Raw genomic sequence first — 22,075 nt, 5'->3', positions numbered from 1 at the left:
AATATTATTGAGCTGCTAATACATACAAAGAGGCCACTTTGAAAATTGCAATAAGTACATAAATATAATATTGATGAAAAAACATATTCCAAATCTGCTAACCTGCCTCAATCTTTTTAGTGGCTGTATTGCTGTACTGATGGCGTTGGATGGCAACATAAAAGCGGTAACTATATGTGTGCTTGCTTCTGGAATATTTGATTTTTTTGATGGTATGGTCGCAAGGCTGCTTCATGTAAAATCACCTATTGGTAAAGAATTGGATTCGCTTGCCGATATGGTCAGCTTTGGATTTCTACCAGGGGTAATTATGTTTACATTATTACAAAAGGTATTTCCCGGTGGATCTTTATTTCCTTATCTAGGCTTTATTGTTACTGTATTTTCAGCTTTACGATTGGCAAAGTTTAATTTGGATGAGCGGCAAACGGCAGATTTTATAGGGCTTAATACTCCAATGAATACTTTTTATGTGCTTTCATTGCCTTATATCGCTGATAAGTATCCTGAACTTATCATAAATCCAATATTCTTGATTTGTAGTGCGCTGCTGACCAGTTATCTATTGATTAGTGAGATTCGACTGTTTTCGATGAAATTTAGTTCAATGGACTGGGCGACGAATAAATATCGCTTTATTTTTCTATTCTTAACTTTGGTGTTATTTGCAATTGGACAATTTATGGCTTTGCCAGTTATTCTACTTCTGTATTTTATATTGTCAGCATTGCATTTCAATAAAAAAACGATCTAGCTTAGATCGTTTTTTCATATTGTTCGAGTTCAAATAACAATTCTTTCATTTCGATGTCCAGCACCTCAAAAGTTGCCCTAAGTCCTTCTAAGGATTCCTGATTTTTGGCACTTAATTCCAAATTCTCAAATTTAGCTTTTAAGTGAAAAGCTCCTATGTAATCCATCGTAGGTTTAATATGATGAGCTGCATCTGCAATTTTTTGATGATTACCTGTATTTAAGGCATTTCGCAAGTTGTCTAAGTCTACTGGGGTCTGGATAAGATACATTGATACAAATTGTTTGATCAAATCAGTATTGTCAAACATATTTTGGTTGATCAGGTCAATGTCGATATGATTCATCGTCGCTAATTTTCTTTACGGGTAATTCGTCTTTGCAATTATTCAATAAAGATACATTATTTTTTTGTAAACGGGGTGTATGTATGTTGGGGCTATTTCTGCTAAGGGCTCCAATGTAAAGCGTCTTTCTGAAATAAAAGGATGTGGTACAATCAGATTTGGGTGATTGATAACTTCGTCGTTGAAATAAAGTAAATCAATGTCTATCGCCCGCTCTCCCCATTTCTTCAGTCGTACTCTTCCTAGATCTAATTCAATCTTTTGGGTAAGGTTTAAGCATTCAAGTGCAGATAGCGGTGAGCTTATTAGGATGACCTGATTAAGGAATGAAGGTTGATCTTCAACTCCCAAGCTGCAGTTTCATATATTGAGGATTCTTGCATTATCATTCCAATCTGTTGTTCGAGGGATTGTTTTGCTAATGAGAGTTGTTGCAAGCGGTCTCCTAAGTTCGTTCCCAATAAAATAAAAATCTTGTTCATGTCGCTAAATTAAGTCTTTATGAAATAAAATACTGGGGAATAAAAATATTGCATTACCTTTAGCGTAAAATAAATCATTCCATGTACAAGAACTGCATAAACTGGAATTAATTATAAAATATGAAATCATTTTTTAAGTATGTATTAGCAACGATTACAGGGATTGTTATATCTTTTGTGATTTTGTTTATTGTTTTTATGGGTATTATCGGTGCGATTATTAGCTCTGCTTCCTCTGATCAGGAAGTTGCTGTCAAAACCAATTCGGTGCTGTTTCTATCCTTTGACTATGATATTAATGAACGGAATGACAATAATCCTTTTGGAAGCTTAAATCTTCCGGGTTATTCTACCAAAAGTATCGGGTTGGATGATATTCTGGGAAGAATAAGGTATGCGGCAACAGATGCGAATATAAAGGGGATTTATATGGATGCGGGTAGTATCGGTACTGGTTTTGCAAGTTTAAAGGCTGTACGTGATGAACTTTTAGCATTTAAAAAACGGGAAAATTTGTTGTTGCCTACAATGCTGGGTATAATCAAAAAGCATATTATGTAGCCAGTATTGCAGATAAGGTATATGTCAATCCCCAAGGTACCATAGATTTTAGAGGTCTTTCTAGTTCGACAATGTTTTACAAAGACCTATTGGACAAGGTTGGGGTTGAGATGCAGATTGTGAAAGTAGGGACGTTTAAGAGCGCGGTGGAGCCTTACTTCCTCAATAAGATGAGTGACCCAAATCGTTTGCAGATAACATCGTATCTGGGAAGCATATATGATACTTTTATCAATGAAATCGCTGCAAGTCGGAACATTCCGGCAGATTCATTGCGTGGTATAGCCAATGATTATCTGGTTAGGAATGCGGATGATGCGGTACGGTATAAGCTTGCTGATGCTAAGATCTATAAGGACGAACTGCTCTCTGATTTAAGAAAGCGATTGAAGATAGGCGAGAAGGATGAGATATCTTTTGTTTCATTGTTCGACTACAATAAAAAGGTGAAGGATGATGCTAGTGGATCTGAGGTGGCTGTGCTTTACGCTGTTGGCGAGATTGTGGATGGTGAAGGTACCCGTCCGGGTGAGATCGGAGGATAAATTTTCAAGAGAATTACGTAAGCTGCGAGAGGATGATGCGGTAAAGGCTGTTGTGTTGCGTGTGAATTCACCTGGGGTTCGGCACTTGCTTCAGATGTTATCTGGAGGGAGGTGATTTTGACTAAAAAAGTTAAACCAGTAATTGTTTCTATGGGAGATGTAGCGGCTTCAGGGGCTATTATATTGCTGCGGCCGCTGACTCCATATTTGCTGAGCCGACGACCATTACCGGATCAATTGGTGTATTTGGTGTAATACCGAATTTCCAGAATCTGATGAACAATAAAATTGGCGTTCACTACGATGGTGTAAAGACAGGAAAATTTGCGGATTTGATGACTACTTTTGATCGCCCATTGACTGCTGAAGAAAGGGATATTATCCAACGTGAGGTTGACAAAGTGTATGCTACTTTTACAAAAGTTGTGTCTGAAGGTAGAAAGATGCCATTGGCGAATGTTGATAGTATTGGTCAGGGCCGTGTTTGGACGGGTACACAGGGGCTGGGCAACAAATTGGTGGATCGACTGGGTAATCTTGATGTTGCTATTCAGGCGGCGGCTAAAAAGGCAAATCTAAGCAAGTATAAAGTTTCGCAATATCCTGCGAAGGAAGATCCGTTTACCTCAATATTGAACAATTCAAAGGAAAAAGTTCAGGTTTGGGTTGCTAAAGAACAAATGGGCGAATACTATCGTTATTTTGATGTGATGCGCAAGGCGACAGCGCAGAGCGGGGTTCAGGCAAGGTTGCCTTATACGGTTGAAATCCATTAATGATAATTTAATCCGATAAAAAGGCATTTATTTGATGAAAATAAATGCCTTTTTCTATATTTAGCTGTTCGTTTGGCAAACGACAGATCCTAAAACATTAAAGTTACATAATGAAAACAGTAGACGATTTAAATTTTGCAGGTAAAAAGCCTTGGTTCGCGTAGATTTCAACGTTCCTTTGGATGAAAATTTCAATATTACGGATGATAATCGTATTCAAGGAGCTGCTCCAACAATAAAGAAAATTTTGAACGACGGCGGAAGCGTGATATTGATGTCCCATTTAGGAAGACCAAAAGATGGTCCTACTGATAAGTATTCATTAAAACATATTGTGGCTCATCTATCTAAGGTATTAGGTACAGAAGTTCAATTTGCCGATGATTGTATTGGAAATGAAGCTGTAGAAAAAGCTGCTACATTGCAGGCTGGCCAAGTTTTATTACTTGAGAATCTACGTTTTTATAAAGAAGAGGAAAAAGGTGATGTAGGATTTGCTGAAAAGCTTTCAAAATTGGGTGATGTTTATGTGAATGATGCCTTCGGTACCGCGCATAGAGCACATGCTTCAACTGCGATTGTCGCACAGTTTTTTCCATCAGCTAAATATAGCGGTTATTTGATGGCTGCCGAGGTAGGGAATGCAGAGAAAGTTTTGAATAATCCGGTTAGACCTTTTACAGCGATTATGGGGGAGCGAAAGTTTCTGATAAGATCCAATTGATCGAAGCTTTATTGGATAAAGTGGATAACCTACTGATCGGTGGAGGTATGGCTTATACTTTTATCAAAGCAAGAGGTGGTGAAATTGGTAAGTCATTGGTTGAGATGGATAAACTTGACCTCGCAAATGAATTGGTAAAGAAAGCAAAAGAAAAAGGCGTGAATCTTGTTATTCCTACAGATGCTCAAATTGCTGATGCGTTTTCTAATGATGCAAATGTATATGACGGGCCAAACGATCAAATTCCTGCGGATCTTCAGGGTCTGGATATCGGGGAGGAGTCTGCTAAGAATTTTGCAGCTATTATCAAAGATTCAAAAACAGTTCTTTGGAATGGACCTATGGGGTTTTTGAATTTGATACCTTTGCGAAAGGTACCAAAGCTGTGGCTGATGCTGTTGTAGAAGCAACCAAAAATGGCGCATTTTCTTTAATCGGTGGTGGAGATTCAGCTGCTGCAGTGAGTAAATTTGGTATGACAGAAGATGTTAGCTATGTCAGTACAGGTGGAGGAGCATTATTAGAATATATGGAAGGTAAAGTTCTTCCTGGTGTAAAAGCACTCGAAGACTAATAAATCAAACAGAATATTGAAAAGGGGTAACGTTGAGTTATCCCTTTTTTTATGAGGAACGACTGGCCTAAATCTACGGTGTTTTTTTATTGATGGTGGTAGGAGCTAATGACTTGTGAAAAAGCTTCTATTTATTATGGCTGAGATGAGTTCGGTAATGTCAGATTTAAATCAATTATCTGTTAAATATCTGTATAGTGTTGGTGAGTGTTTGCCGTATTTGCTAAATTTATCACAACATGATTATATAGGTTTTATTGATGGATGCTAATCACAAAAAGAAAAAGATAGTTCAGGTTTTTTTCGGTGTTGACATACAATGTAGCGGGATTGCCAGGGTTTATTTCTTCTGCAATTACAGGCAGGAGTAGGAGTATCGCTGAGATAGGTAAAAAGATTAATCCTTTTGATATCGTAAATGTACAGGAGGATTTCAATTATAACAATAGTCTTTATTTGGGAGGAAACCAGCATCCTTATCGGACCAAGCCTAAGGGGCGTGTGCCTTTTGGCGATGGTTTGAACACGCTGTCTCGTTTTCCGATGTCAGATGTAATCCGCGTTCCCTGGAAAAAACGCACGGGGCTGATTTCCTGACGCCTAAAGGTTTTACCTTGGTCAAGGTGGAAATAGTTGCGGGGATATGGCTGGATGTCTATAATGTACATGCAAACGCTCAGAACAGTAGGCGTGCCTCTAGTGCTAGAAGGGACAATCTCAATCAGCTGCGCGATTATATAGGTGAGAACTCTAGTGATAATGCGCTGATTGTTATGGGGACTTTAATGCTCATTATAGTTTCGGTGATGATAATCTACATGATTTTATGGAGTCAACCACATTGGTGGACAGTTGGGTAGAACTCCAAAACGGCGGACTGGTGCCAGAAGCGAAGCATGCGTTCAAACCTCCTCATATGTTATCAATTGGTAATCAGAACGAGTCAATAGACAAAATTCTTTACCGTAGCAACGGTCATGTAAATTTGGCTGCGCGTGACTATAATATAGAAAATAATCTGTTTACGAACCTCAGGGGTCTACCTTTGTCAGATCATTATGCTCTAGCTGCTAATTTTAATTGGGCTATTCATCCTTAGTAGGTGTAATTTAAACTTACCGTTGGAACGACGCGCTGCGTTGCTGTATTATCATTGATGTAGGTTCCTTTTACGACAAACTCAAAGTCGGGTAATGGATATCTAAAAGCATTGAAATCAAAGGAAAGGTAGCCTCCAAAACTCTTCGGTACCGCTTCTTTATGTTTGTGGATATTTTGATAGTCTGCAAATACACCACCTTTTATACGTTTTATATAAGTCAGTGATCCTATACTAAAATCAGGATAGGCTATTGGAAAACGATAATTGACCAATAATGTATTTTTTATCTTTTCATATTTGTAATAACTAAACCCGCTGACGAGTGGGATATCGTTAATGTATTCATAAATTCCCGTTCCCGCCTGTGCACTCAAGCGAATTTGAAATCCATGATTGTTTACAAAGCCAGGTAGGTAAAATACTGTTCTCGCAGATAGAATTTCACCTTTGGCCTTGTTTTCAAAAGGCGTGTGCCTATAAGTTATACTGAAATTTTGTCCCCATCGCGGGTATTGATCCATATTTGCCATTCGGGCATTTCTGTTGAAATAAAGTTGGTACGTTAACGGAAATGCAGTTTCGTAATTAAAGTTTTTGAGGTCATTCCGACTTAGGCTGTAACGTTTCAAATAGGCTGTTGCAAAATTGAATCCTGTGGAATAATTGTAATCAAGCCTATAAAAAGATAGGGGATAGAAATTTGAGAGGAAACGTAATGTTCTCTCCAATCGAACCTTATACTGCTGTCTGGTTTATTGGGTACGCTTGCTGCTGCAATTTGCCCTCTATTTTCGTAGCGAAGTGAGAATTTCGGAAAATATTTGTTGTAAGTAAGTTCGGCCGAATAAATACTTTTTCTGATGTCTGTATCGTATTCATAGCCAAGCGCAATTTGAGTCGTGTTTAAAATGTTATTTGAAAGCCAAAAATGCCAGGTTTGAAATTATCAAAACTCTCAAAGTTGCTACTACTTAAAGAAAGACTATGGAAGTTAAACGTTCGTCCAAGTCCCTTGTATGGCTCAATGGTGTAATGCTGGTTGGAATCTGGTGCTGTGGCAGCAATATTGAATATGCTGTCTTTCTTTACAGCATCAGCATAGTAGTGGGAAAAATAATCAGTTTCTGGTTTTATATCGAAGGTCGTATCTATACTTGTTTGGCTGATTTTATAGCCATTGTATTGATAGTTGTTAAAAAGTAATTGCTTAGTTTCTTTATTATAAAAGGATTAAAAGCGCCGAATGGGGCTTTGGTCAGAGATGTTTCGCTTCCGATTGACGATCTATTTTGTAAATATTATCAATACCATTAAAGTTAGCTTTGACAAGTATATCCATACCTGAAAGGTATTGTGGCCTTTCGTATTGTTGATCGCCCCATGAGGTGATGTTTGTTATTTTATCATTTTTGAGATCTATTTCGCAGAGTGCTGTTCCAATTTCTGATAAGCGGATAGCAATTACTTTGTCTCCTGTTGGGTTGAAAGCGGGATGTTGAAGCTGTTCTGAATCGACTGTTTTTATCCGCTTAATTACAGAGCCGTTTTTAAGGCTTATAAGCGTAAGATAACTTGTGTTGGATAAATCTACTTCAATACAAGCAATGGATTCGTCTACGGGGCTAAATACGGGTGAATAATATCTGGACTGTTTGGTCAGTGTTTTGATTTTTCCTGTTTTCCGGTTCATTAAGTTGATGACACTATATGTTCTCTTGTTATAGCGTGGATCTTTTCGCAATTCATCCCATACAATATATTCCTTGTTGATGTCGAAATGTGGGGTCAACTGGATACCTGTTTTTACAAGTTGTGATTCCGATTTTTTATCATTGTCATAAGTATATATTGCATTTGTTTTTTCTGGATTTTGTTTAATGAAGTAAATCAAGTTTCCATTTGATTTTGGTAATAGATTGCTGTTATAATAGCGGTTATTTTGACCTGAAATTTCAGCGTAATTTTGAGCTAAATAATTGGCTGTTTTTTGCTCCCATATTGAGTCTAGTTTTGTGATCGTTTTATTGAATAAATAGCGGCTATTTCCACCTATTTTTTTCTTCAGTACACGGTTGATATTATAAGGATAGAGTGGCCGTTTGTTGAGCTCTGAAAATAAATCTGCTTCGTAATTTGGCGGCAGTTCCGATTTAAGTGTTGATGTCATCAAGTAGCCAATTGTGTAGTAACTGGGGACAATATCCTTAAAGGATCCGAGCAGGTATTTGTCGAAACTATAGTTCTGTTTAGATTGGAAGTTGGCTTTGATCGGCATTTCAAAAGAGGGCAATCGACCTCTTCCTCCACGAGAATAAATGGTTTCAGTCAGCGTAGCATCGCCTTCAAAAAACCAGGAAGGAACTGTAAGTCCATAATAAGCCAAGGCCAATTGTTCGAAAAAGGGAGCTCTTAATTTACCTGTCAATTTGTCAAACTGGTTAACATGTCTAGACTCATGGAGGATCAGATTGGGTAACCAAGTTTGATTATCGGGTTCGGCTCCAGCAGTGCTATATAGCTCGGATTTTCGAGGAGATAACTGTACAAAACCGTTTGTCTGTAGGTTCGTATTGTGTATAATGAAGGGGATCTGTCGCGGCGTTATTCTGTAATTTCTACTTGTTGTGCGCAAAGAGTTGTGGACCTGATTTGCTAGGGTAGGGCTTTACCTTTCATCTCTTCAGGGAAAATGAGTTTAAAATTTGGTGTCTCGATTTTAAACCATTTCTGACTTAAGGGGCTTGACTATCTTCAAAAAATTGTGCAAATGTTTTTTTGAAGATATAGTTGATATTAATACTATTAATGTATTGAAAATTATGTTTTTATATTTCATATATATGGCTAATTTATGAATTGCTATTTTTTTAGCTAAATATTTTGATTTTATATAAATATTATGTTTTAATAAGTTATTAAATATATTGATTTATATATAGTTATGGTTTTATTGTATTTATGTTTTTTGCTGTTTATTTATTGCTTTTAGTTTGTTTTAAATGCTTGCTTTGGCTGTAGAAATTCGTTATCCAACTGGAAACAAGCACCTGACGAATATACTCAAATATTCAGGTATAAGTTAGGTGCTGCTGAAAAATATTTGGACATTTTTTATGCGTATGAATTTTATGCTTACGAAAGAGAGAAGGTTTTTTGTTCAGAAAGCGGTATGTGTAGATGATTTCTTCTTTACGTTTTTTTTTAAAGATGATGGTCGAGCTATGGTGTTCTTATGATGGTCCGTTTTGTCTGTTTTTTTATGGGATCGTGATGTACAGGAGGGAATATTTGGTAATGACAAAATGTCTTATTTTGGAAAATGGACGGTCGGCTGTTCACTCATTGAAGATAAAATAGGAAAGAAGTTTTTCGGTCTTTTTATTATTTATTTTTTTATTCAGAATTTACTTTAAAAAAGCGATTTTTGTAACATATAATTTTGTACCGATGTAGGATTTTAAAATCGAAAGGAAGATATGGAAGAACTGGAAATGCAGGTAAGTCAAATAGAACAATTGATAGAATGGAGATTTTGTTGGGCTGGAAGAATTTCTAAATGAATTGAATATTTCTGAGGTGGAGGAACTGATTGATGAACTGCCAGAACATGGTCCGCTCTTTATAGAATCCTTAAATTTAAACCGTGCTGTAAACGTTTTTCGGATCCTTGATTTTCCTACCCAAAATCGAATTTTTAAGAAACTTTCTAAAGCGAAAATAAGTGCTTTAATTAATGAATTACCACCTGATGATCGGACTTCTTTTTTCTCCGAAATGAAGGATGATATAAAGCATTTAATCTTGCTCTTGCCACCAAAGGATAGGGTAGAAGCGCTGGCTTTATTGGGCTATCCCGAAGATAGTGTCGGGCGCTTGATGACTCCAGATTATATTACTGTAAAAGCACATTGGAGTATTGAAAGAATACTAGGACATATTCGTCGATATGGAAAGGATTCTGAGACTATTGATGTGCTTTATGTCATAGATTCAAATGGTAAATTGATTGACGATATTCGTATCAAAGATGTGCTGATGGCAGAGCCCGAAACAATTGTGGGTGATCTCATAGATTATCGATTAATTTCTTTGAATGCCTATGACCCGCAGGAGGAGGCAATTAATATTTTCCGTATGAATAATAGGGTTGCGCTTCCGGTTGTCGATGGACAGGGGTGATGCTTGGGATCATTACGGTAGATGATATCTTGTGGGTAGCCAATGAAGAGTATACCGAGGATATGCAACGTATTGGTGGTACAGAAGCTTTGGATGAACCTTATTTGGATGTTTCCATCAAAAATCTTGTTAAGAAACGCGCGGGCTGGTTGATTGTTTTATTTCTAGGACAGTTATTGACAGCAACCGTCATCGAACATTTTGAGGAGCAAATGGCGAGCGCAATTATGTTATTTGCGTTAATGCCAGTGATTATTTCCAGTGGTGGTAATAGCGGTTCGCAGGCTTCTACATTAATTATACAGGCGATGGCATTAGGGAAGTAACTCTTTCGGATTGGTGGCGCGTAATGCGAAGGGAGATATTGTCAGGGCTGTTGCTTGGGCTTATCCTGGGTGCCCTTGGTTTTTTGAGGATCATGGCTTGGCAGTCCTTTGCACATAGTTATGGTGAATACTGGGTACTGGTTGCTTTGGTGATTTCCTTGTCCTTGATAGGTGTTGTCCTTTGGGGCTCGCTTATGGGATCTATGCTTCCTTTTGTGATGAAGAGGTTGGGTGCTGACCCTGCGAGTTCATCAGCACCATTTGTATCAACTCTTGTGGATGTTACAGGCCTTTTAATATATTTTACAGTAGCCACACTAATTCTCAAAGGAGTATTACTTTAATCAGACGTTGAGGGTTAATTTGTTTGAGGGAATATTTAAGTAAAAGAAGAATTATGCTGTTAACGTTACTTAAAGAAGGTTTTTAGTGAGGACAGGATAAAAGAAAAAATAAATTATTCTAGTTGGATTTTAGGAAGTTGTAAAAAATGTGTTCAAAAAATTTGTAGTATTCTAATAATCTTCCGATACTTGCATCACGGAAACGCGATAGGGTCTCCGGAAAAATTGAAGAAAATATTCCTGAATAGCTCAGCAGGTTAGAGCATCTGACTGTTAATCAGAGGGTCGCTGGTTCGAGCCCAGCTTCAGGAGCAATTTAATAACTTACATAACCGGAGTTTTTAAAAGTATTCAATTTTTCATTCCTGAATAGCTCAGCCGGTTAGAGCATCTGACTGTTAATCAGAGGGTCGCTGGTTCGAGCCCAGCTTCAGGAGCAACAAGCAAATGACGAAATTATTTGCGAATAATATAAAAATGTACTATTTTTGTGCATTCAATGAGAAAGGAGTTTCTCGGAAGATTAAAAATTCCTGAATAGCTCAGCAGGTTAGAGCATCTGACTGTTAATCAGAGGGTCGCTGGTTCGAGCCCAGCTTCAGGAGCAATATTGAAACCGGCTTTATGCCGGTTTTTTTGTTTACCATGCTTATTAAAAAACTATGAGTTTAGTAATTATTGGTACGGTGGCTTTCGATACAATTGAAACACCGTTCGGTAAAACTGACAAAATTCTAGGTGGTGCCGGTACTTTTGCGAGTTTAGCGGCATCCTATTTATGTGATCAAATCAAATTGGTCAGTGTTATTGGAGAAGATTTTGGAAGCCGTAATCTTGCTGTTATAAAGGAGCGTGGCATCGATGTATCGGGTGTTCAGATTGTTCCAGGGGACAAACGTTTTCGTGGTCTGGAAGATATCACAATGATATGAATAGTCGGGATACGCTAGCAACGGACTTAAATGTATTGGCGGATTTCGACCCAATTATTCCTGATAGCTATCAAGATTGCGAATATCTTTTGTTAGGCAATCTAACTCCACAAGTACAGTTAACAACCTTGGCCCGCCTGAAAAGGAAACCAAAACTCGTTGTGCTGGATACGATGAATTATTGGATGAATGTTGCTCTGGATGATTTAAAGAAAGTTCTCCAAAAGGTGGATGTCTTGACGATCAATGATGCTGAGGCTAGACAGCTATCAGGTGAATATTCATTGGTTAAAGCTGCAAAAGTTATTTTGGCTATGGGACCAAAATATTTGATTATAAAAAAGGTGAGCATGGCGCATTGCTTTTTGGCGAGAATCAGATTTTTTCTGCTCCAGCTTTGCCTTTAGCGGATGTATTTGATCCGACAGGTGCAGGAGACTCATTTGCCGGTGGATTTATTGGTTATTTAGCCAAAGTAAAGAGCATAAATTTTACCAATATGAAGAATGCACTGATCTTTGGATCAGCACTGGCTTCTTTGCGTAGAAAAGTTTGGTACAGATCGTCTCGTGGGTCTTACCGAGGAAGATATACAGAAACGTCTCAATGCTTTTGTAGCATTGTCTCAATTTAATCTATAGATTTTATTAACTCTTCAGGATTCCGACAACCTGAAATTTTGAAAATACACTGTCTGAATGAGGAGCGTCTTTAAGCTCCTCAGTTAGATCTTGGCCCGCCCAATGCTCATAGTGCATACCATTTTTCCAAAGTCTACTGTCACTAACATCATAAATATAGCCGTTGTAAGCAATCCAGATCTGGAGCTTATCCTGACCATTTCGCAATGCGAGTTGACTCTTGCTATATTCGGGTAATCCTTCTTTTGTCATCACGATCTATCAGAAGGCGAAGATAGAAAAAACTAAGCTACTTTATAAGCTGATAGTGATCGTTTCATTAATTTCCGGGCAACATGTATCCTCGTCTTTACAGTACCAATAGGGATGTTTAAATGCTCTGATATCTCATGGTATTTAAATCCTTCGAAATAAAGCGAAAAGGGGATGTAGTATTCTTCTGAAAGATTGGATAGCGCTTCATGAATATCCTCCATCACGAACTTACTTTCTCCCTGGTTACTTGAAGCGGATATCAATAGGTTGGAATTGGAGATGTCTTCATCTTTTGTGATGAAGGAATTGGTTTTTACGATCCGTCTATAGTTGTTTATAAACGTATTTTTTCATGATGGTATAAAGCCATCCTTTTAGGTTAGTCCCTTCTTTGAAATTTTTGAAGTAGGTTACAGCTTTAAGGATAGTATCCTGTACGAGGTCGTTAGCATCCTCATAGTCGCTGGTAAAATTTCTGGCGTAGAGTTTTAATGAGTCTGATTGCTCAATAACCATGGTGTCAAATTCATTCTTTGTCATAGCTTAATGAATTATAACTGTTCTTTTTAAGAAACAGTAAGTTTATAAAATACGGTTCATTAAGTATGAGGCAAATAATGCGCCAAAATCGAAAGGAATGGATTTCTTAATGTAATTTTAAGATTATTTTAAGAAGTGCAATCGTGTGCGTATTTTAACCCTGAGTAAATAGGATGAGTTTTAAATGATGTTGAGGCGAAGTGGGGCTATATTATTTTGTTTTGAGTTTCAAATATGCACAAATGTTTTTTTTTGAATCTTTACAATAAATTAACTTCCCGTTCGAGTATAATTCCAAATTTGTCCTGTACATCTTTAATAATCCGGACGGAAAGGTCATAGATTTCCTGACCACTAGCGTTTTGTCTATTTATTAGTACAAGCGCTTGATTTTTCCAGACACCAGCTTGACCATATTCTTTTCCTTTCCAACCACACTGTTCTATTAACCAACCAGCTGCTAGTTTTGTTTGCTGATCGGGCATTGGATAATGCGGGATTGTTGGGTACAAAGCAGTTAATCTTTCAAAGTTGTCTACGGAGATCACCGGGTTTTTAAAAAGCTTCCCGCGTTGCCAACAGTGCTTGGATCCGGTAATTTTTCTACTCTAATTTTTGATACAACAGTAGCAATATCGGCAATAGTGGGGTGGGCTATATTTTCTTTAATTAGCTCTGTTTCGATAGCACCATAGCTTGTATTAATATTAGGGTAAGACTAAGTTTGTAGGTCACTTCTGTAATAATAAAACGTCCTTTGTGTTCAGTCTTAAAAATACTATCTCGATAGGAGAAATTGCAGTCCTCTTTTTTGAACGTTTTGAATGTACCCAGTGTGGTGTCAAACGCCTCACACTCGTGAAAAACATACATTAATTCAGTGCCATAGGCACCAATATTCTGTACGGGGATGCGCCGACGGTACCCGGAATAAGGGCCATATTCTCTATTCCTGCGTAATTATGCTCGATACAATACCAAACAAAGTCATTCCAAACCTCCCCAGCTTTTGCTGTAACATATACATGATCTGATTCTATTTTTGATTGTATACCCTTGCTAGCCATTCGGATAATGTATCCTTCAAAGGGTTTAGTGAACAAGACATTGCTACCGGCACCAAGAACAAAAAGTTTTCTTTGAAAATTCCTTGTTTAAAAATTTCGGTCAGTGTTTCATTATCATTCACTTCGATTAAGAAATTTGTCTTTTCCTCTATTCCAAATGTATTGAAAGGTTTCAAAGATATATTCGATTGAATGTTTAATTCCATATTGACTTTAATTTTCAGAAATTCAAAAAAATCAGCTATCTTTAGCATGATAATCGGTAAAGATAGTATAAACCGTTTATTTAACGATAAAAATATAAGTTTAATGGGTAATGCAGATGTAAAAGGATCAAAATTCTAGAAGCTGCAACAAGGCGCTTTGCACACTTTGGAATGGCTAAAACCACAATGTCGGAGATAGCTAAAGATCTTAATTTTTCAAAAGCGCTGCTTTATTATTATTTTCCCGATAAAAACAGTTTGTATTCTGCTGTTTTTGAGTATGTTATCGATAAAATGATTGAAGAGATCGAGGAGGTTATCGACAAAGGTGGCAACTTTGAAGAAATCATGATGTACTCTATTGATATGCGTGTCAAGGCAATCAATCAATACTATAATTTATTTGAATATACCATGAAAATGGTTAAAGAGCTTCCGGATGAATTGGAGCAGGTATTCAAAGAATCTTATCTACGTGAGGTTGAAATCATTGAAAAAATTCTTAAGATCGGCATAGATGCTGGGGAGATTCGGGTGGATGATCTGAACGAGACGGCTCGTATTTTATTGTATTCGTTATTTGGCATGCGTATGGGGATATTGAAAGATATGAAAAATATGCTGTTTCCAACCAAAGAAGAATTTGATCATATTCTCAGTTTGCAAAAGAAAATGATGAAAATCTTCTTGAATGGATTGCGTTATCAACGTAGTTAAATCGACATTGACTGTATATGTGCGATGATCTGCTTAGCGTGGATACGTGAATTTTCAATAAACCAAAGATGGGTATTTAAACCTCCACATACTACACCTGCCAAGTATAGGCCTTTAATATTGGTTTCCATTGTCTGTTCGTTGTGATGTGGGATACAGGGGGCTGGTTTGGGATATCAATTCCTACCTTCCTTAAAAATCAAAATTTGGCCGATATCCAGTCAGCGCAAGTACAAAATCATTTTCGATCTCAATGATGCCTGTCGATGTTTGAATTGTGGCGCTCGTTTCGGTTATCGCTGTTAATTCACTGTTGTAAAGTACATCGATTTCCCCAGCGGCAATTCTATTCTCAATGTCCGGTTTGACCCAATATTTTACCCTTGGGCTGATTTCATTACTCCGAATCACTAAGGTAACCTTTGCTCCTTTGCGAAATGTTTCCAAAGCAGCATCTATGGATGAATTGCTTGCTCCTACGACAATCACCTTTTGACCACTGTAGTAATGTGGATCATCATAGTAGTGTCTCACCTTGTTCAGTTCTTCCCCAGGAATATTGAGTAGCATGGGGATGTCATAAAAGCCAGTAGCAATGATAACTTTTCTTGTTGTGTAACTACGTTTGCTTGTTGTGACATAAAAGTTTTCGGTCTCGTTTTCTTGATATCCAGTACTTCTTCAAACAGGTGAGTATCCAATTCAAATTTCTGTTGAATGCGTCTGTAATATTCTAAGGCTTCCGTTCTTCGGGGCTTTGGATTAGTTGTCACAAAAGGGATATCCCCAATCTCCAGCCGCTCAGAGGAAGAAAAAAAGGTCATATTTTGGGGATAGTTATAGAGCGAATTGACTAAACATCCTTTTTCCAAAATGAGGTAGTTGAGATTGGCCTGTTTTGCTTCCAAGGCACAGGCAAGGCCGATAGGTCCTCCGCCAACGATAATGATGTCATAGGGGGCTGTTGTGTTTTCGCTCATAAATGTAAATTTCGCTAATTTTTAGAATAAACTAGCTTGCTAACTTAGATAATTCTGCTGCTTGTTCGGCAGCGCTTTTGTCATGGAGATCCTGAACAATTTTATTTAAGTCCTGTGCAATTTTATACAGGAACTCCAATTGCTCTTCCAGGAGCTTCCCATCAGCGGAATTGATGTCACTGTTGTCAAAACGATGATTGGATATCTCTATTTCCATCGGTGAAAATACTGCACTGGAATCTTGTGAATACAGTAATTGAATAGATTGATCCAAGCTGTTTAATATTTTTCTTATGGTTCTGACATGGTCTTTGTTGAGGTAATTGTTATCCATTTCATCCAAGTGATTCATCAGTGTAACAGAAAACGAAGCTAGAATATGATTGAATATGACAAATTTATTGACCTCCTTGCTGTATTTCTGTCTTTTTTAGGCTCAGTCAGCATACGTTGAAAGGTAGATCCCATATTCGCGGTTTCGACATAAACGGCTTTTCTTGCTAATTTATAGTCAGTAATCGAAGGGGCCTGTCCTGCAATTTCTTTTAATGCCTGGAAGATATAATTGTAATTGGCGATCAAAAGCTTTCGCATAGATTCCTTCACCTGCATACTCTCCCAATTTGGAAAAACAATATAACTGGATAGGAAAGCAATCATACCTCCGATGAATGTGTCCAAAATGCGTTCTTTGGTTACTTCCAAGGTGTTCGAGCTTACAAAGCTGAGCATGATTAATACGTAAGGAGTCATAAATAGGACAGCGACAACATAATTGACTCTAAATAGGCTATAGGCTGTCAGGAAGAAAAAGACCAGCAGCACGAATAGTATCGTTGGATCATGTATCGTCAATAGGATGACGGCGCCGATTAGCCCGCCGATGGTGGTTCCGATAAGACGTTGTATATTTCGCTCTTTTGTAAGACCAAAGCCTGGTTTCAGGATAACCATGATTGTCAGTAATATCCAATAGACATTATTGGTGATATTGGTTGTCTCAAAAACATAATACGTGACTGACATAACGATTGCCATACGACAAGCATGTCTAAAGATTGTTGATTTTAAGGTAAGGTTTTCACGAAATTTCTTCAGATCAATGGCAGAGCTTTGGACAAAACGTTTGGCGTCATCAATTTCTTTCCTTTTAATATCGTCGGGTTGCAGGTGTGAATAGCCGTAGATATTTTTTATACGGCGGACCAGGTCACGTAAATTGATCAGAACTTTACGAAGAGCAAAGGTACTGTATTGATTTTCTTTGTCGAGTTGATCAATCTTCGCATGAAGACGTGTGAGGTCTGCATCGAAATCATACAGCGGCTTGGGCTGAATATTCGTGTTGAGCTGGTAGGCTAAATTGTCGAGCTCGTTTGTGTATTTTAAAATAACGTTTTTAAAATCATCTAGAATGCCTGTTGGACCAAAGCGTTCACTAATTGTATTATAGTCGTAGTGTGCAGCCATACTTTGCTCAAACAGATCAACAATATCATTAAAGATCAGTGTAAGGTAGCGGCCTACTTTTGTTGTATCCTTAATAGATCGTTTACTTTGAAACAGCAGATCTCTAACGTTTTCCTGATGCTGATTTACTTCGACTTGTTTGTCAATCAGTTTAAGGTAATTTTTATCATTGTCGATCTTGGCATCATAAAAGTTTGCTTTTAGCCGAATATAATCTGCCACATAACGAATGGTTTCTGCAAGTTCCTGTTCGGCTAATCGATAGGGACGTACCTGTGTGATGGAGAGGCTGATTGCAATATACCAAAGCCCGCCAAGTGTGTAGAAACCGAGGTAGTTAATCGCTTGGTCAAGAGGGTAATGTATCTGTACGTGGATCAGCATCATCAGTATACACATCAAGCCTACATTGGCTGCCCGACCATTGAATACCGCAAACATCGCAAATATAAAACAGGCGATTCCGATAAAAATGGCGAGGAGATATACATTTTGATTGACAAGATTGGTGAGGATAAATGTCAAAGTGGTCAGTATTGCTCCTGCAATCATACCTTTGCGTCTATGACTCGGAGCCCCTGGCGTGTCGGATAGTCCAACTAAAAGAGCCCCAAAGATACAATGGTCCCATTGGTAAACTGGCCGATGGTAGCGAAGATGAGGACAGGCACAATGCATCCAATGGTGATCCGGAGCCCATCTGCAAAATATTGACTGTAGAAAAAACTTTTTATTTCTTGTGTCTGTTTCATAATGTATAGCACAAATATACGAGATAAGGCTATATTAGCCTGTGGTTTCTCTATTTGCTGTGATAATATACTAAAAACGAAAAATTACTAAATTTCATTAATATCTTTATAATATTTTAATGTTTTTTTGATTAATTTATATTTTTTTATTTGTTTAAATATAATATTGCTATATTTGGCGCATAGGGTAATTTCAGATATATTACAAAAACTCAAGAGTCACCTAAACTCTCTTGACCATTTTTCAAAGATTTAAATATGAAGCAAAGTAAAAATGAGGCCGTCTTTCAGGACGAGGTATTGACACGCTTTGAACTTTTCAAAAGTTTGTTTTTAACATTACCATTTCAACGTGTTAAAGATACAGGTACTTTATTGCCATTTTTTGCAAAGCAGTGCGAGAAGGGTGTTGATCAACATTTGACTCCAGATGAGATTATAAAGAGTTTTTTCGATCAGCATGAAGAGTTTTCTTCGGAAGAACAACGCATAGACTTACTGTTTCGTTTTGTCCAATATATAGAACGTCAGGTTGTATTGTTTGATGCGATAGAGGATTCGTCATTTCAAATGGTCGGCCGTGGTGATGATGAAAATGTCTTAGGGCATTGATCAAGAACGCTGAAGGGAATGGTGATATGCGACGAAAAATCGTTTCCAAATTAAAAGATTTCTCCGTTCGTCTGGTACTTACCGCTCACCCCACTCAATTTTATCCTGGACCGGTATTGGGGATTATTAATGATCTGATCGATGCAATAAAGACCAATGATATCCATAGTATACATTTATTGTTACAGCAGTTAGGTAAAACACCATTTATCAATAAAAATAAGCCGACACCGGTAGACGAGGCAGCAAGTTTAGCTTGGTTTTTGGAAAATGTATTTTACAAGGTAGCCTCGGAGATCCAGTCTTTTATTGATGATGAATTGGATGTTGATACTGAAGAGGTAAAACAGCTTATTGAATTGGGCTTTTGGCCAGGGGAGACCGTGATGGAAATCCGAATGTAAGCGTTGAAAGTACCAAGAAAGTCGCCGCTTTATTGCGTACGATTTTGTTTAGATGTTATTACCGCGATTTCCGTATTGTAAGACGTCGCATTACATTCAGGGGAGTCGAGGAATATATGGAGAACTTACAGACCTTGTTTTACGAAAATAGCTTTAACCCTGTCGAACATCCAGAAGATGAAACCGACAATATCATTACGAATTTAAAGGCGATCAAAAACGTATTGGAAGAATATCACAATGGTCTCTTTGTTGAGATTGTTGATGATTTGCTTCGTAAAGTAATGACATTTGGTTGTTTTTTCACGACTTTAGATATCAGACAAGATAGCCGTATACTACGTGATGCAACAGATTATTTGATTCAACAAAATCAGGAAGCTACTGGTGTTCCATTAAATTACTTGGAACTGAATGAAGCTGATAAACAGAAAGCGTTGAAGTTTAAGGAGCTGGATTTAAGTGTCGGTGATGATGCGGATCCATTGACCAAAGATACTTCTGGTGTGATTAAATTGCTCAAGGAAATCCAACGGTCGGGTTCTGAGCGTGCTGCACAACGTTTTATCATTAGTAATTGTCAGCAAGCAAGTGATATTTTGGGATTGCGTCAGTTGTTTTTGTGGTCTGGTTGGAAGAAAGATGCATTAACAATAGATTTCGTACCTCTATTTGAAACAGTGGATGATCTGACCAGAGCTGCCGATGTTATGAAAACGCTCTATAGCAATAAAGAATATAAGGCGCATCTGAAACGCAGAGGAAACAAGCAGACCATTATGCTAGGCTATTCGGATAGTACAAAAGATGGAGGTTACCTAATGGCAAACTGGTCAATCTATAGAGCAAAAATAGAGTTGACAGCTATTTCCCGCGAATACGATGTTGATCTTGTCTTTTTTGATGGACGTGGTGGACCTCCGGCACGTGGAGGAGGTAAAACACAACGCTTTTATGCTTCCATGGGTAAGGAAATTGCCAATGATCATATTCAATTAACGATACAGGGACAGACGATCAGTAGCCAATATGGCTCCTTGGATACGGCCCGATTTAATATAGAACAGCTCCTACATGCGGGTATTATCTCTGATTTAAAACAACGGGTAGGTGACACGCTGACCAAACATCAGCAAGAAATTATTGATAAATTGGCCGAACTGAGCCATCATAAATTTATGGATCTTCGTACCAATAAGTTATTCCTGCCTTATCTGGAAACGATGTCTCCGTTGAAAGCACTTTCATCCATCAATATTTCAAGCCGACCTGTAAAAAGAAATTCAGGACGGAATTACGCCTCGAAGATCTACGTGCGATCAGTTTCGTTACTTCGTGGAGTCAATTGAAGCAAAATATCCCTGGGTTTTACGGGGTTGGGACAGCTTTACAATGGGCCGAGAAGAATAATCTATGGAAAGATGTACAACAATTGTATGTTTCTTCGGGATTCTTCCAGACCTTGATCGACAACTGTATGATGTCTATGACCAAATCTAATTTTGATATCACAGCTTACATGAAGGAAGATAAGGTGTATGGTGAATTTTGGAAAAATCTTCATGCGGAATACCAGATTACCAAAGAGTATCTGTTAAAGCTCAGTGGGACATCTAAATTGATGGAGAACTATCCTGTAGACCGTGAGTCAATTTTGGCGCGAGAAGGTATCGTATTGCCTTTGTTGGTGATTCAACATTATGCAATTCGTGCACTCAATTCGGATAAACTGGATGAAGCACAACGGGAGGATTATTCAAAGTTGATCGCACGGACAATATTCGGTGTCATCAATGCGGGAAGGAATGTTGCGTAATTTTTGTTTCTTTTCGCGGATAGGGTTTCGCAGAAAGTATATTTTATCTACTTTTGTATAGTTAACAAAATTGATATGAAGATTAATAAGTTATTTATTGTAGCTGCTTGTGCGAGTACTGTATTTGCATCTTGTGGTGAAACAGCTGCAAATAGACAGCGTCAATATGCCAATGCATCTCTAGCAGATGGTGATGCTTTTGCAATGATTAAATTCGTTGGTGAGGAAGGTAACTATTTGGTAAACCTTGCTGATGTAGCAGCAAAACAATCAACTTCAACAGAAGTTAAGAATGTTGCGGCTAAAATTAAAGAAGCTTATGCGACCGTATTGCCTGAGTTGGATGGTTTGGCAAAAGAGTTACATGTAGGTGATGCACAACGTGGTGTGCCTGCGTTTCAAACTCCGGCTTCGATCGGATCAGATAGTACTGCTGCATTCAATGATAAAGCTTTTTTAGCATTGGTTCTTGAAAAACAAGGTGAGATCAATAGCAGATTAACCCGTGAAGAACACAACACCAATCATAGGGTTATTCATGTTTCTGAGGAATCTTTGAAAAAAGTTGAAGAAATCTATAAATTGGCTGGTGGAAAAGTGGAAGGCCACGCTCACCACTAAATAGCAACTTATATCGGAAGAAAAGGAATATTCGGTTAGCTGAATATTCCTTTTTTATGCTGTTGTTTACTTGTTATTCTATATAGGTAATTGAATGGTCTATAACAGTAGTAAATAAGACAGGTGAGGAGAGGATAAAACCATACTGCTGGGTGTTTATATTGGGATTTTACAAGATATTTCTGAACGCCATTTTAAACGCTGTCATTCAAAATAGGTTTTATTTTTGGGATGAAGTAGGTACGGTTTTTCATAAAAATAGGGAGTCAAAAAGAGAAATAATTTGTTGAGTTGTTAAATTAATAATAACTTAACATTACTATAATACAGTTATTAATAACTGTGGTTA

General features: G+C 37.7%; 26 protein-coding genes, 3 tRNA genes and 5 pseudogenes. 21 read left to right on the top strand and 13 right to left on the bottom strand.

The genetic code is table 11. The annotated features are described in order from the left end of the window. Positions 1–73 precede the first annotated feature (73 nt). Positions 74–754, top strand: coding sequence for a CDP-diacylglycerol--serine O-phosphatidyltransferase (gene pssA / locus KUH03_RS06490; protein ID WP_257092089.1), 681 nt, complete (start codon positions 74–76; stop codon positions 752–754). A 1-nt stretch (position 755) separates the two neighbouring features. On the opposite strand, the gene KUH03_RS06485 is transcribed toward pssA, so the two are convergent. The 3 genes from KUH03_RS06485 to KUH03_RS06475 are packed head-to-tail and all read right to left on the bottom strand — an operon-like array spanning position 756 to position 1,582. Further along, a complete protein-coding gene (locus KUH03_RS06485) occupies positions 756–1,100 on the bottom strand; it encodes an Hpt domain-containing protein (RefSeq protein WP_120260587.1) in 345 nt (114 codons plus the stop codon). A gap of 42 nt (positions 1,101–1,142) precedes the next feature. Then, entirely contained in the window at positions 1,143–1,451 is a 309-nt protein-coding gene (folK, locus tag KUH03_RS06480; RefSeq protein WP_257092088.1) for a 2-amino-4-hydroxy-6-hydroxymethyldihydropteridine diphosphokinase, read from the bottom strand. Further along, positions 1,406–1,582 carry a 2-amino-4-hydroxy-6-hydroxymethyldihydropteridine diphosphokinase gene (locus KUH03_RS06475; protein WP_257092087.1) on the bottom strand — a complete coding sequence of 59 codons (177 nt, stop codon included), beginning with the start codon at positions 1,580–1,582 and terminating at the stop codon, positions 1,406–1,408. Before KUH03_RS06475 ends, folK begins: the two co-directional genes overlap by 46 nt. Positions 1,583–1,702: 120 nt before the next feature. On the opposite strand from KUH03_RS06475, the gene KUH03_RS45420 reads away from it, so the two are divergent. The 6 genes and pseudogenes from KUH03_RS45420 (at position 1,703) to KUH03_RS06455 (ending at position 5,861) form a co-directional block, all read left to right on the top strand. Further along, positions 1,703–2,143, top strand: a complete 441-nt coding sequence (locus tag KUH03_RS45420) for a hypothetical protein (protein ID WP_306429484.1) — start codon at positions 1,703–1,705, stop codon at positions 2,141–2,143. 2 nt (positions 2,144–2,145) lie between these two features. Next, positions 2,146–2,688: pseudogene (locus tag KUH03_RS45415) on the top strand (S49 family peptidase); the annotation flags it as partial. 182 nt (positions 2,689–2,870) lie between these two features. Continuing rightward, a complete protein-coding gene (locus KUH03_RS45410) occupies positions 2,871–3,464 on the top strand; it encodes a S49 family peptidase (protein WP_306429705.1) in 594 nt (197 codons plus the stop codon). A 110-nt stretch (positions 3,465–3,574) separates the two neighbouring features. Then, positions 3,575–4,762, top strand: a pseudogene (pgk, locus tag KUH03_RS06465) (phosphoglycerate kinase). A 309-nt stretch (positions 4,763–5,071) separates the two neighbouring features. Continuing rightward, positions 5,072–5,359: a hypothetical protein gene (locus tag KUH03_RS06460; protein ID WP_257092086.1), complete on the top strand. Its 288-nt coding sequence runs from the start codon at positions 5,072–5,074 to the stop codon at positions 5,357–5,359. 229 nt (positions 5,360–5,588) lie between these two features. Beyond that, positions 5,589–5,861: a hypothetical protein gene (locus KUH03_RS06455; RefSeq protein ID WP_257092085.1), complete on the top strand. Its 273-nt coding sequence runs from the start codon at positions 5,589–5,591 to the stop codon at positions 5,859–5,861. Here the strand turns inward: KUH03_RS06455 and KUH03_RS06450 are convergent. Then, the gene (locus tag KUH03_RS06450) at positions 5,858–6,592 is read right to left on the bottom strand and encodes a hypothetical protein (protein WP_257092084.1); all 735 of its coding nucleotides are present in this window, start codon (positions 6,590–6,592) and stop codon (positions 5,858–5,860) included. The two genes, KUH03_RS06455 and KUH03_RS06450, sit on opposite strands and share 4 nt — an antisense overlap. 256 nt (positions 6,593–6,848) lie before the next feature. On the opposite strand from KUH03_RS06450, the gene KUH03_RS06445 reads away from it, so the two are divergent. Next, entirely contained in the window at positions 6,849–7,067 is a 219-nt protein-coding gene (locus KUH03_RS06445) for a hypothetical protein (protein ID WP_257092083.1), read from the top strand. A 52-nt stretch (positions 7,068–7,119) separates the two neighbouring features. Here KUH03_RS06445 and KUH03_RS06440 read toward each other — a convergent pair whose 3' ends face one another. Next, complete coding sequence (locus KUH03_RS06440) at positions 7,120–8,496, bottom strand: hypothetical protein (protein WP_257092082.1); 1,377 nt, start codon at positions 8,494–8,496, stop codon at positions 7,120–7,122. Between the two features lie 929 nt (positions 8,497–9,425). On the opposite strand from KUH03_RS06440, the gene KUH03_RS45405 reads away from it, so the two are divergent. From KUH03_RS45405 to KUH03_RS06415, 7 genes and pseudogenes are all read left to right on the top strand, one after another. Beyond that, the gene (locus KUH03_RS45405; protein ID WP_306429483.1) at positions 9,426–10,043 is read left to right on the top strand and encodes a magnesium transporter MgtE N-terminal domain-containing protein; all 618 of its coding nucleotides are present in this window, start codon (positions 9,426–9,428) and stop codon (positions 10,041–10,043) included. Next, positions 10,043–10,369, top strand: a complete 327-nt coding sequence (locus tag KUH03_RS45400; protein ID WP_306429482.1) for a hypothetical protein — start codon at positions 10,043–10,045, stop codon at positions 10,367–10,369. The genes KUH03_RS45405 and KUH03_RS45400 overlap by 1 nt, the downstream gene beginning before the upstream one ends. Positions 10,370–10,419: 50 nt before the next feature. After that, positions 10,420–10,713 carry a magnesium transporter gene (locus KUH03_RS45395; RefSeq protein WP_306429481.1) on the top strand — a complete coding sequence of 98 codons (294 nt, stop codon included), beginning with the start codon at positions 10,420–10,422 and terminating at the stop codon, positions 10,711–10,713. A gap of 238 nt (positions 10,714–10,951) precedes the next feature. Beyond that, positions 10,952–11,025: transfer RNA gene (locus KUH03_RS06430), tRNA-Asn, on the top strand. 51 nt (positions 11,026–11,076) lie between these two features. Next, positions 11,077–11,150: transfer RNA gene (locus KUH03_RS06425), tRNA-Asn, on the top strand. Positions 11,151–11,244: 94 nt separating this feature from the next. Then, positions 11,245–11,318: transfer RNA gene (locus tag KUH03_RS06420), tRNA-Asn, on the top strand. Positions 11,319–11,375: 57 nt separating this feature from the next. Continuing rightward, positions 11,376–12,286, top strand: a pseudogene (locus KUH03_RS06415) (PfkB family carbohydrate kinase). A gap of 6 nt (positions 12,287–12,292) precedes the next feature. On the opposite strand, the gene KUH03_RS06410 reads toward KUH03_RS06415, so the two are convergent. From KUH03_RS06410 to KUH03_RS45385, 4 genes and pseudogenes are all read right to left on the bottom strand, one after another. Then, positions 12,293–12,538: a cytochrome b5 domain-containing protein gene (locus KUH03_RS06410; RefSeq protein WP_257092081.1), complete on the bottom strand. Its 246-nt coding sequence runs from the start codon at positions 12,536–12,538 to the stop codon at positions 12,293–12,295. A 32-nt stretch (positions 12,539–12,570) separates the two neighbouring features. Further along, positions 12,571–13,081, bottom strand: a pseudogene (locus tag KUH03_RS06405) (RNA polymerase sigma factor). Positions 13,082–13,341: 260 nt separating this feature from the next. After that, positions 13,342–13,629, bottom strand: coding sequence for a hypothetical protein (locus tag KUH03_RS45390; RefSeq protein WP_306429480.1), 288 nt, complete (start codon positions 13,627–13,629; stop codon positions 13,342–13,344). 324 nt (positions 13,630–13,953) lie between these two features. Continuing rightward, positions 13,954–14,184 carry an FAD-binding protein gene (locus KUH03_RS45385; protein WP_306429479.1) on the bottom strand — a complete coding sequence of 77 codons (231 nt, stop codon included), beginning with the start codon at positions 14,182–14,184 and terminating at the stop codon, positions 13,954–13,956. A gap of 341 nt (positions 14,185–14,525) precedes the next feature. Between KUH03_RS45385 and KUH03_RS06395 the strand changes: the two genes are divergently transcribed. Beyond that, on the top strand, positions 14,526–15,071 hold the full coding sequence (locus KUH03_RS06395; RefSeq protein ID WP_373564649.1) for a TetR/AcrR family transcriptional regulator: 546 nt from the start codon (positions 14,526–14,528) through the stop codon (positions 15,069–15,071). Here KUH03_RS06395 and KUH03_RS48215 read toward each other — a convergent pair. From KUH03_RS48215 to KUH03_RS06370, 4 genes and pseudogenes are all read right to left on the bottom strand, one after another. Then, positions 15,068–16,051 (bottom strand): annotated as a pseudogene (locus KUH03_RS48215) (YpdA family putative bacillithiol disulfide reductase). The gene KUH03_RS06395 and the pseudogene KUH03_RS48215 overlap by 4 nt on opposite strands. A gap of 31 nt (positions 16,052–16,082) precedes the next feature. Further along, positions 16,083–16,403 (bottom strand): hypothetical protein, encoded by a 321-nt coding sequence (locus tag KUH03_RS06380; protein WP_257092079.1) that lies wholly within the window; start codon positions 16,401–16,403, stop codon positions 16,083–16,085. 20 nt (positions 16,404–16,423) lie between these two features. Then, positions 16,424–18,073 (bottom strand): FUSC family membrane protein, encoded by a 1,650-nt coding sequence (locus KUH03_RS06375; RefSeq protein ID WP_257092078.1) that lies wholly within the window; start codon positions 18,071–18,073, stop codon positions 16,424–16,426. A 47-nt stretch (positions 18,074–18,120) separates the two neighbouring features. Next, on the bottom strand, positions 18,121–18,273 hold the full coding sequence (locus KUH03_RS06370) for a hypothetical protein (protein WP_257092077.1): 153 nt from the start codon (positions 18,271–18,273) through the stop codon (positions 18,121–18,123). Between the two features lie 258 nt (positions 18,274–18,531). Between KUH03_RS06370 and KUH03_RS45380 the strand changes: the two genes are divergently transcribed. From KUH03_RS45380 to KUH03_RS06360, 5 genes are all read left to right on the top strand, one after another. Further along, entirely contained in the window at positions 18,532–18,885 is a 354-nt protein-coding gene (locus KUH03_RS45380; protein WP_306429478.1) for a hypothetical protein, read from the top strand. Continuing rightward, positions 18,882–19,289, top strand: coding sequence for a phosphoenolpyruvate carboxylase (locus KUH03_RS45375; protein ID WP_306429477.1), 408 nt, complete (start codon positions 18,882–18,884; stop codon positions 19,287–19,289). The genes KUH03_RS45380 and KUH03_RS45375 overlap by 4 nt, the downstream gene beginning before the upstream one ends. Further along, positions 19,253–20,638 (top strand): phosphoenolpyruvate carboxylase, encoded by a 1,386-nt coding sequence (locus KUH03_RS45370; protein WP_306429476.1) that lies wholly within the window; start codon positions 19,253–19,255, stop codon positions 20,636–20,638. The genes KUH03_RS45375 and KUH03_RS45370 overlap by 37 nt, the downstream gene beginning before the upstream one ends. Beyond that, entirely contained in the window at positions 20,635–21,105 is a 471-nt protein-coding gene (locus KUH03_RS45365; protein ID WP_306429475.1) for a phosphoenolpyruvate carboxylase, read from the top strand. The genes KUH03_RS45370 and KUH03_RS45365 overlap by 4 nt, the downstream gene beginning before the upstream one ends. 75 nt (positions 21,106–21,180) lie before the next feature. Then, on the top strand, positions 21,181–21,726 hold the full coding sequence (locus KUH03_RS06360; RefSeq protein WP_257092076.1) for a hypothetical protein: 546 nt from the start codon (positions 21,181–21,183) through the stop codon (positions 21,724–21,726). Positions 21,727–22,075: the final 349 nt, after the last annotated feature.

Source organism: Sphingobacterium sp. E70, from assembly GCF_019285695.1.
Classification (GTDB): Bacteria; Bacteroidota; Bacteroidia; order Sphingobacteriales; family Sphingobacteriaceae; genus Sphingobacterium; species Sphingobacterium detergens.
Note: the sequence above shows the minus strand (reverse complement) of the source record. Positions and strands in the feature narration are given on the sequence as shown.

Excerpts from the sequence above, each read along its gene's own strand:
- KUH03_RS06475 (WP_257092087.1), bottom strand. The coding sequence starts at position 1,582 with ATGAACAAGATTTTTATTTTATTGGGAACGAACTTAGGAGACCGCTTG.
- KUH03_RS06395 (WP_373564649.1), top strand. The coding sequence starts at position 14,526 with ATGGCTAAAACCACAATGTCGGAGATAGCTAAAGATCTTAATTTTTCA.
- KUH03_RS45420 (WP_306429484.1), top strand. The coding sequence starts at position 1,703 with ATGAAATCATTTTTTAAGTATGTATTAGCAACGATTACAGGGATTGTT.
- pssA (WP_257092089.1), top strand. The coding sequence starts at position 74 with ATGAAAAAACATATTCCAAATCTGCTAACCTGCCTCAATCTTTTTAGT.
- KUH03_RS45400 (WP_306429482.1), top strand. The coding sequence starts at position 10,043 with ATGCTTGGGATCATTACGGTAGATGATATCTTGTGGGTAGCCAATGAA.
- KUH03_RS06445 (WP_257092083.1), top strand. The coding sequence starts at position 6,849 with ATGGAAGTTAAACGTTCGTCCAAGTCCCTTGTATGGCTCAATGGTGTA.
- KUH03_RS06455 (WP_257092085.1), top strand. The coding sequence starts at position 5,589 with ATGGAGTCAACCACATTGGTGGACAGTTGGGTAGAACTCCAAAACGGC.
- KUH03_RS06380 (WP_257092079.1), bottom strand. The coding sequence starts at position 16,403 with ATGAATCACTTGGATGAAATGGATAACAATTACCTCAACAAAGACCAT.
- KUH03_RS06410 (WP_257092081.1), bottom strand. The coding sequence starts at position 12,538 with ATGACAAAAGAAGGATTACCCGAATATAGCAAGAGTCAACTCGCATTG.
- KUH03_RS06360 (WP_257092076.1), top strand. The coding sequence starts at position 21,181 with ATGAAGATTAATAAGTTATTTATTGTAGCTGCTTGTGCGAGTACTGTA.
- KUH03_RS06370 (WP_257092077.1), bottom strand. The coding sequence starts at position 18,273 with ATGAAACAGACACAAGAAATAAAAAGTTTTTTCTACAGTCAATATTTT.
- KUH03_RS45380 (WP_306429478.1), top strand. The coding sequence starts at position 18,532 with ATGAAGCAAAGTAAAAATGAGGCCGTCTTTCAGGACGAGGTATTGACA.
- KUH03_RS06485 (WP_120260587.1), bottom strand. The coding sequence starts at position 1,100 with ATGAATCATATCGACATTGACCTGATCAACCAAAATATGTTTGACAAT.
- KUH03_RS06375 (WP_257092078.1), bottom strand. The coding sequence starts at position 18,073 with ATGATTGCAGGAGCAATACTGACCACTTTGACATTTATCCTCACCAAT.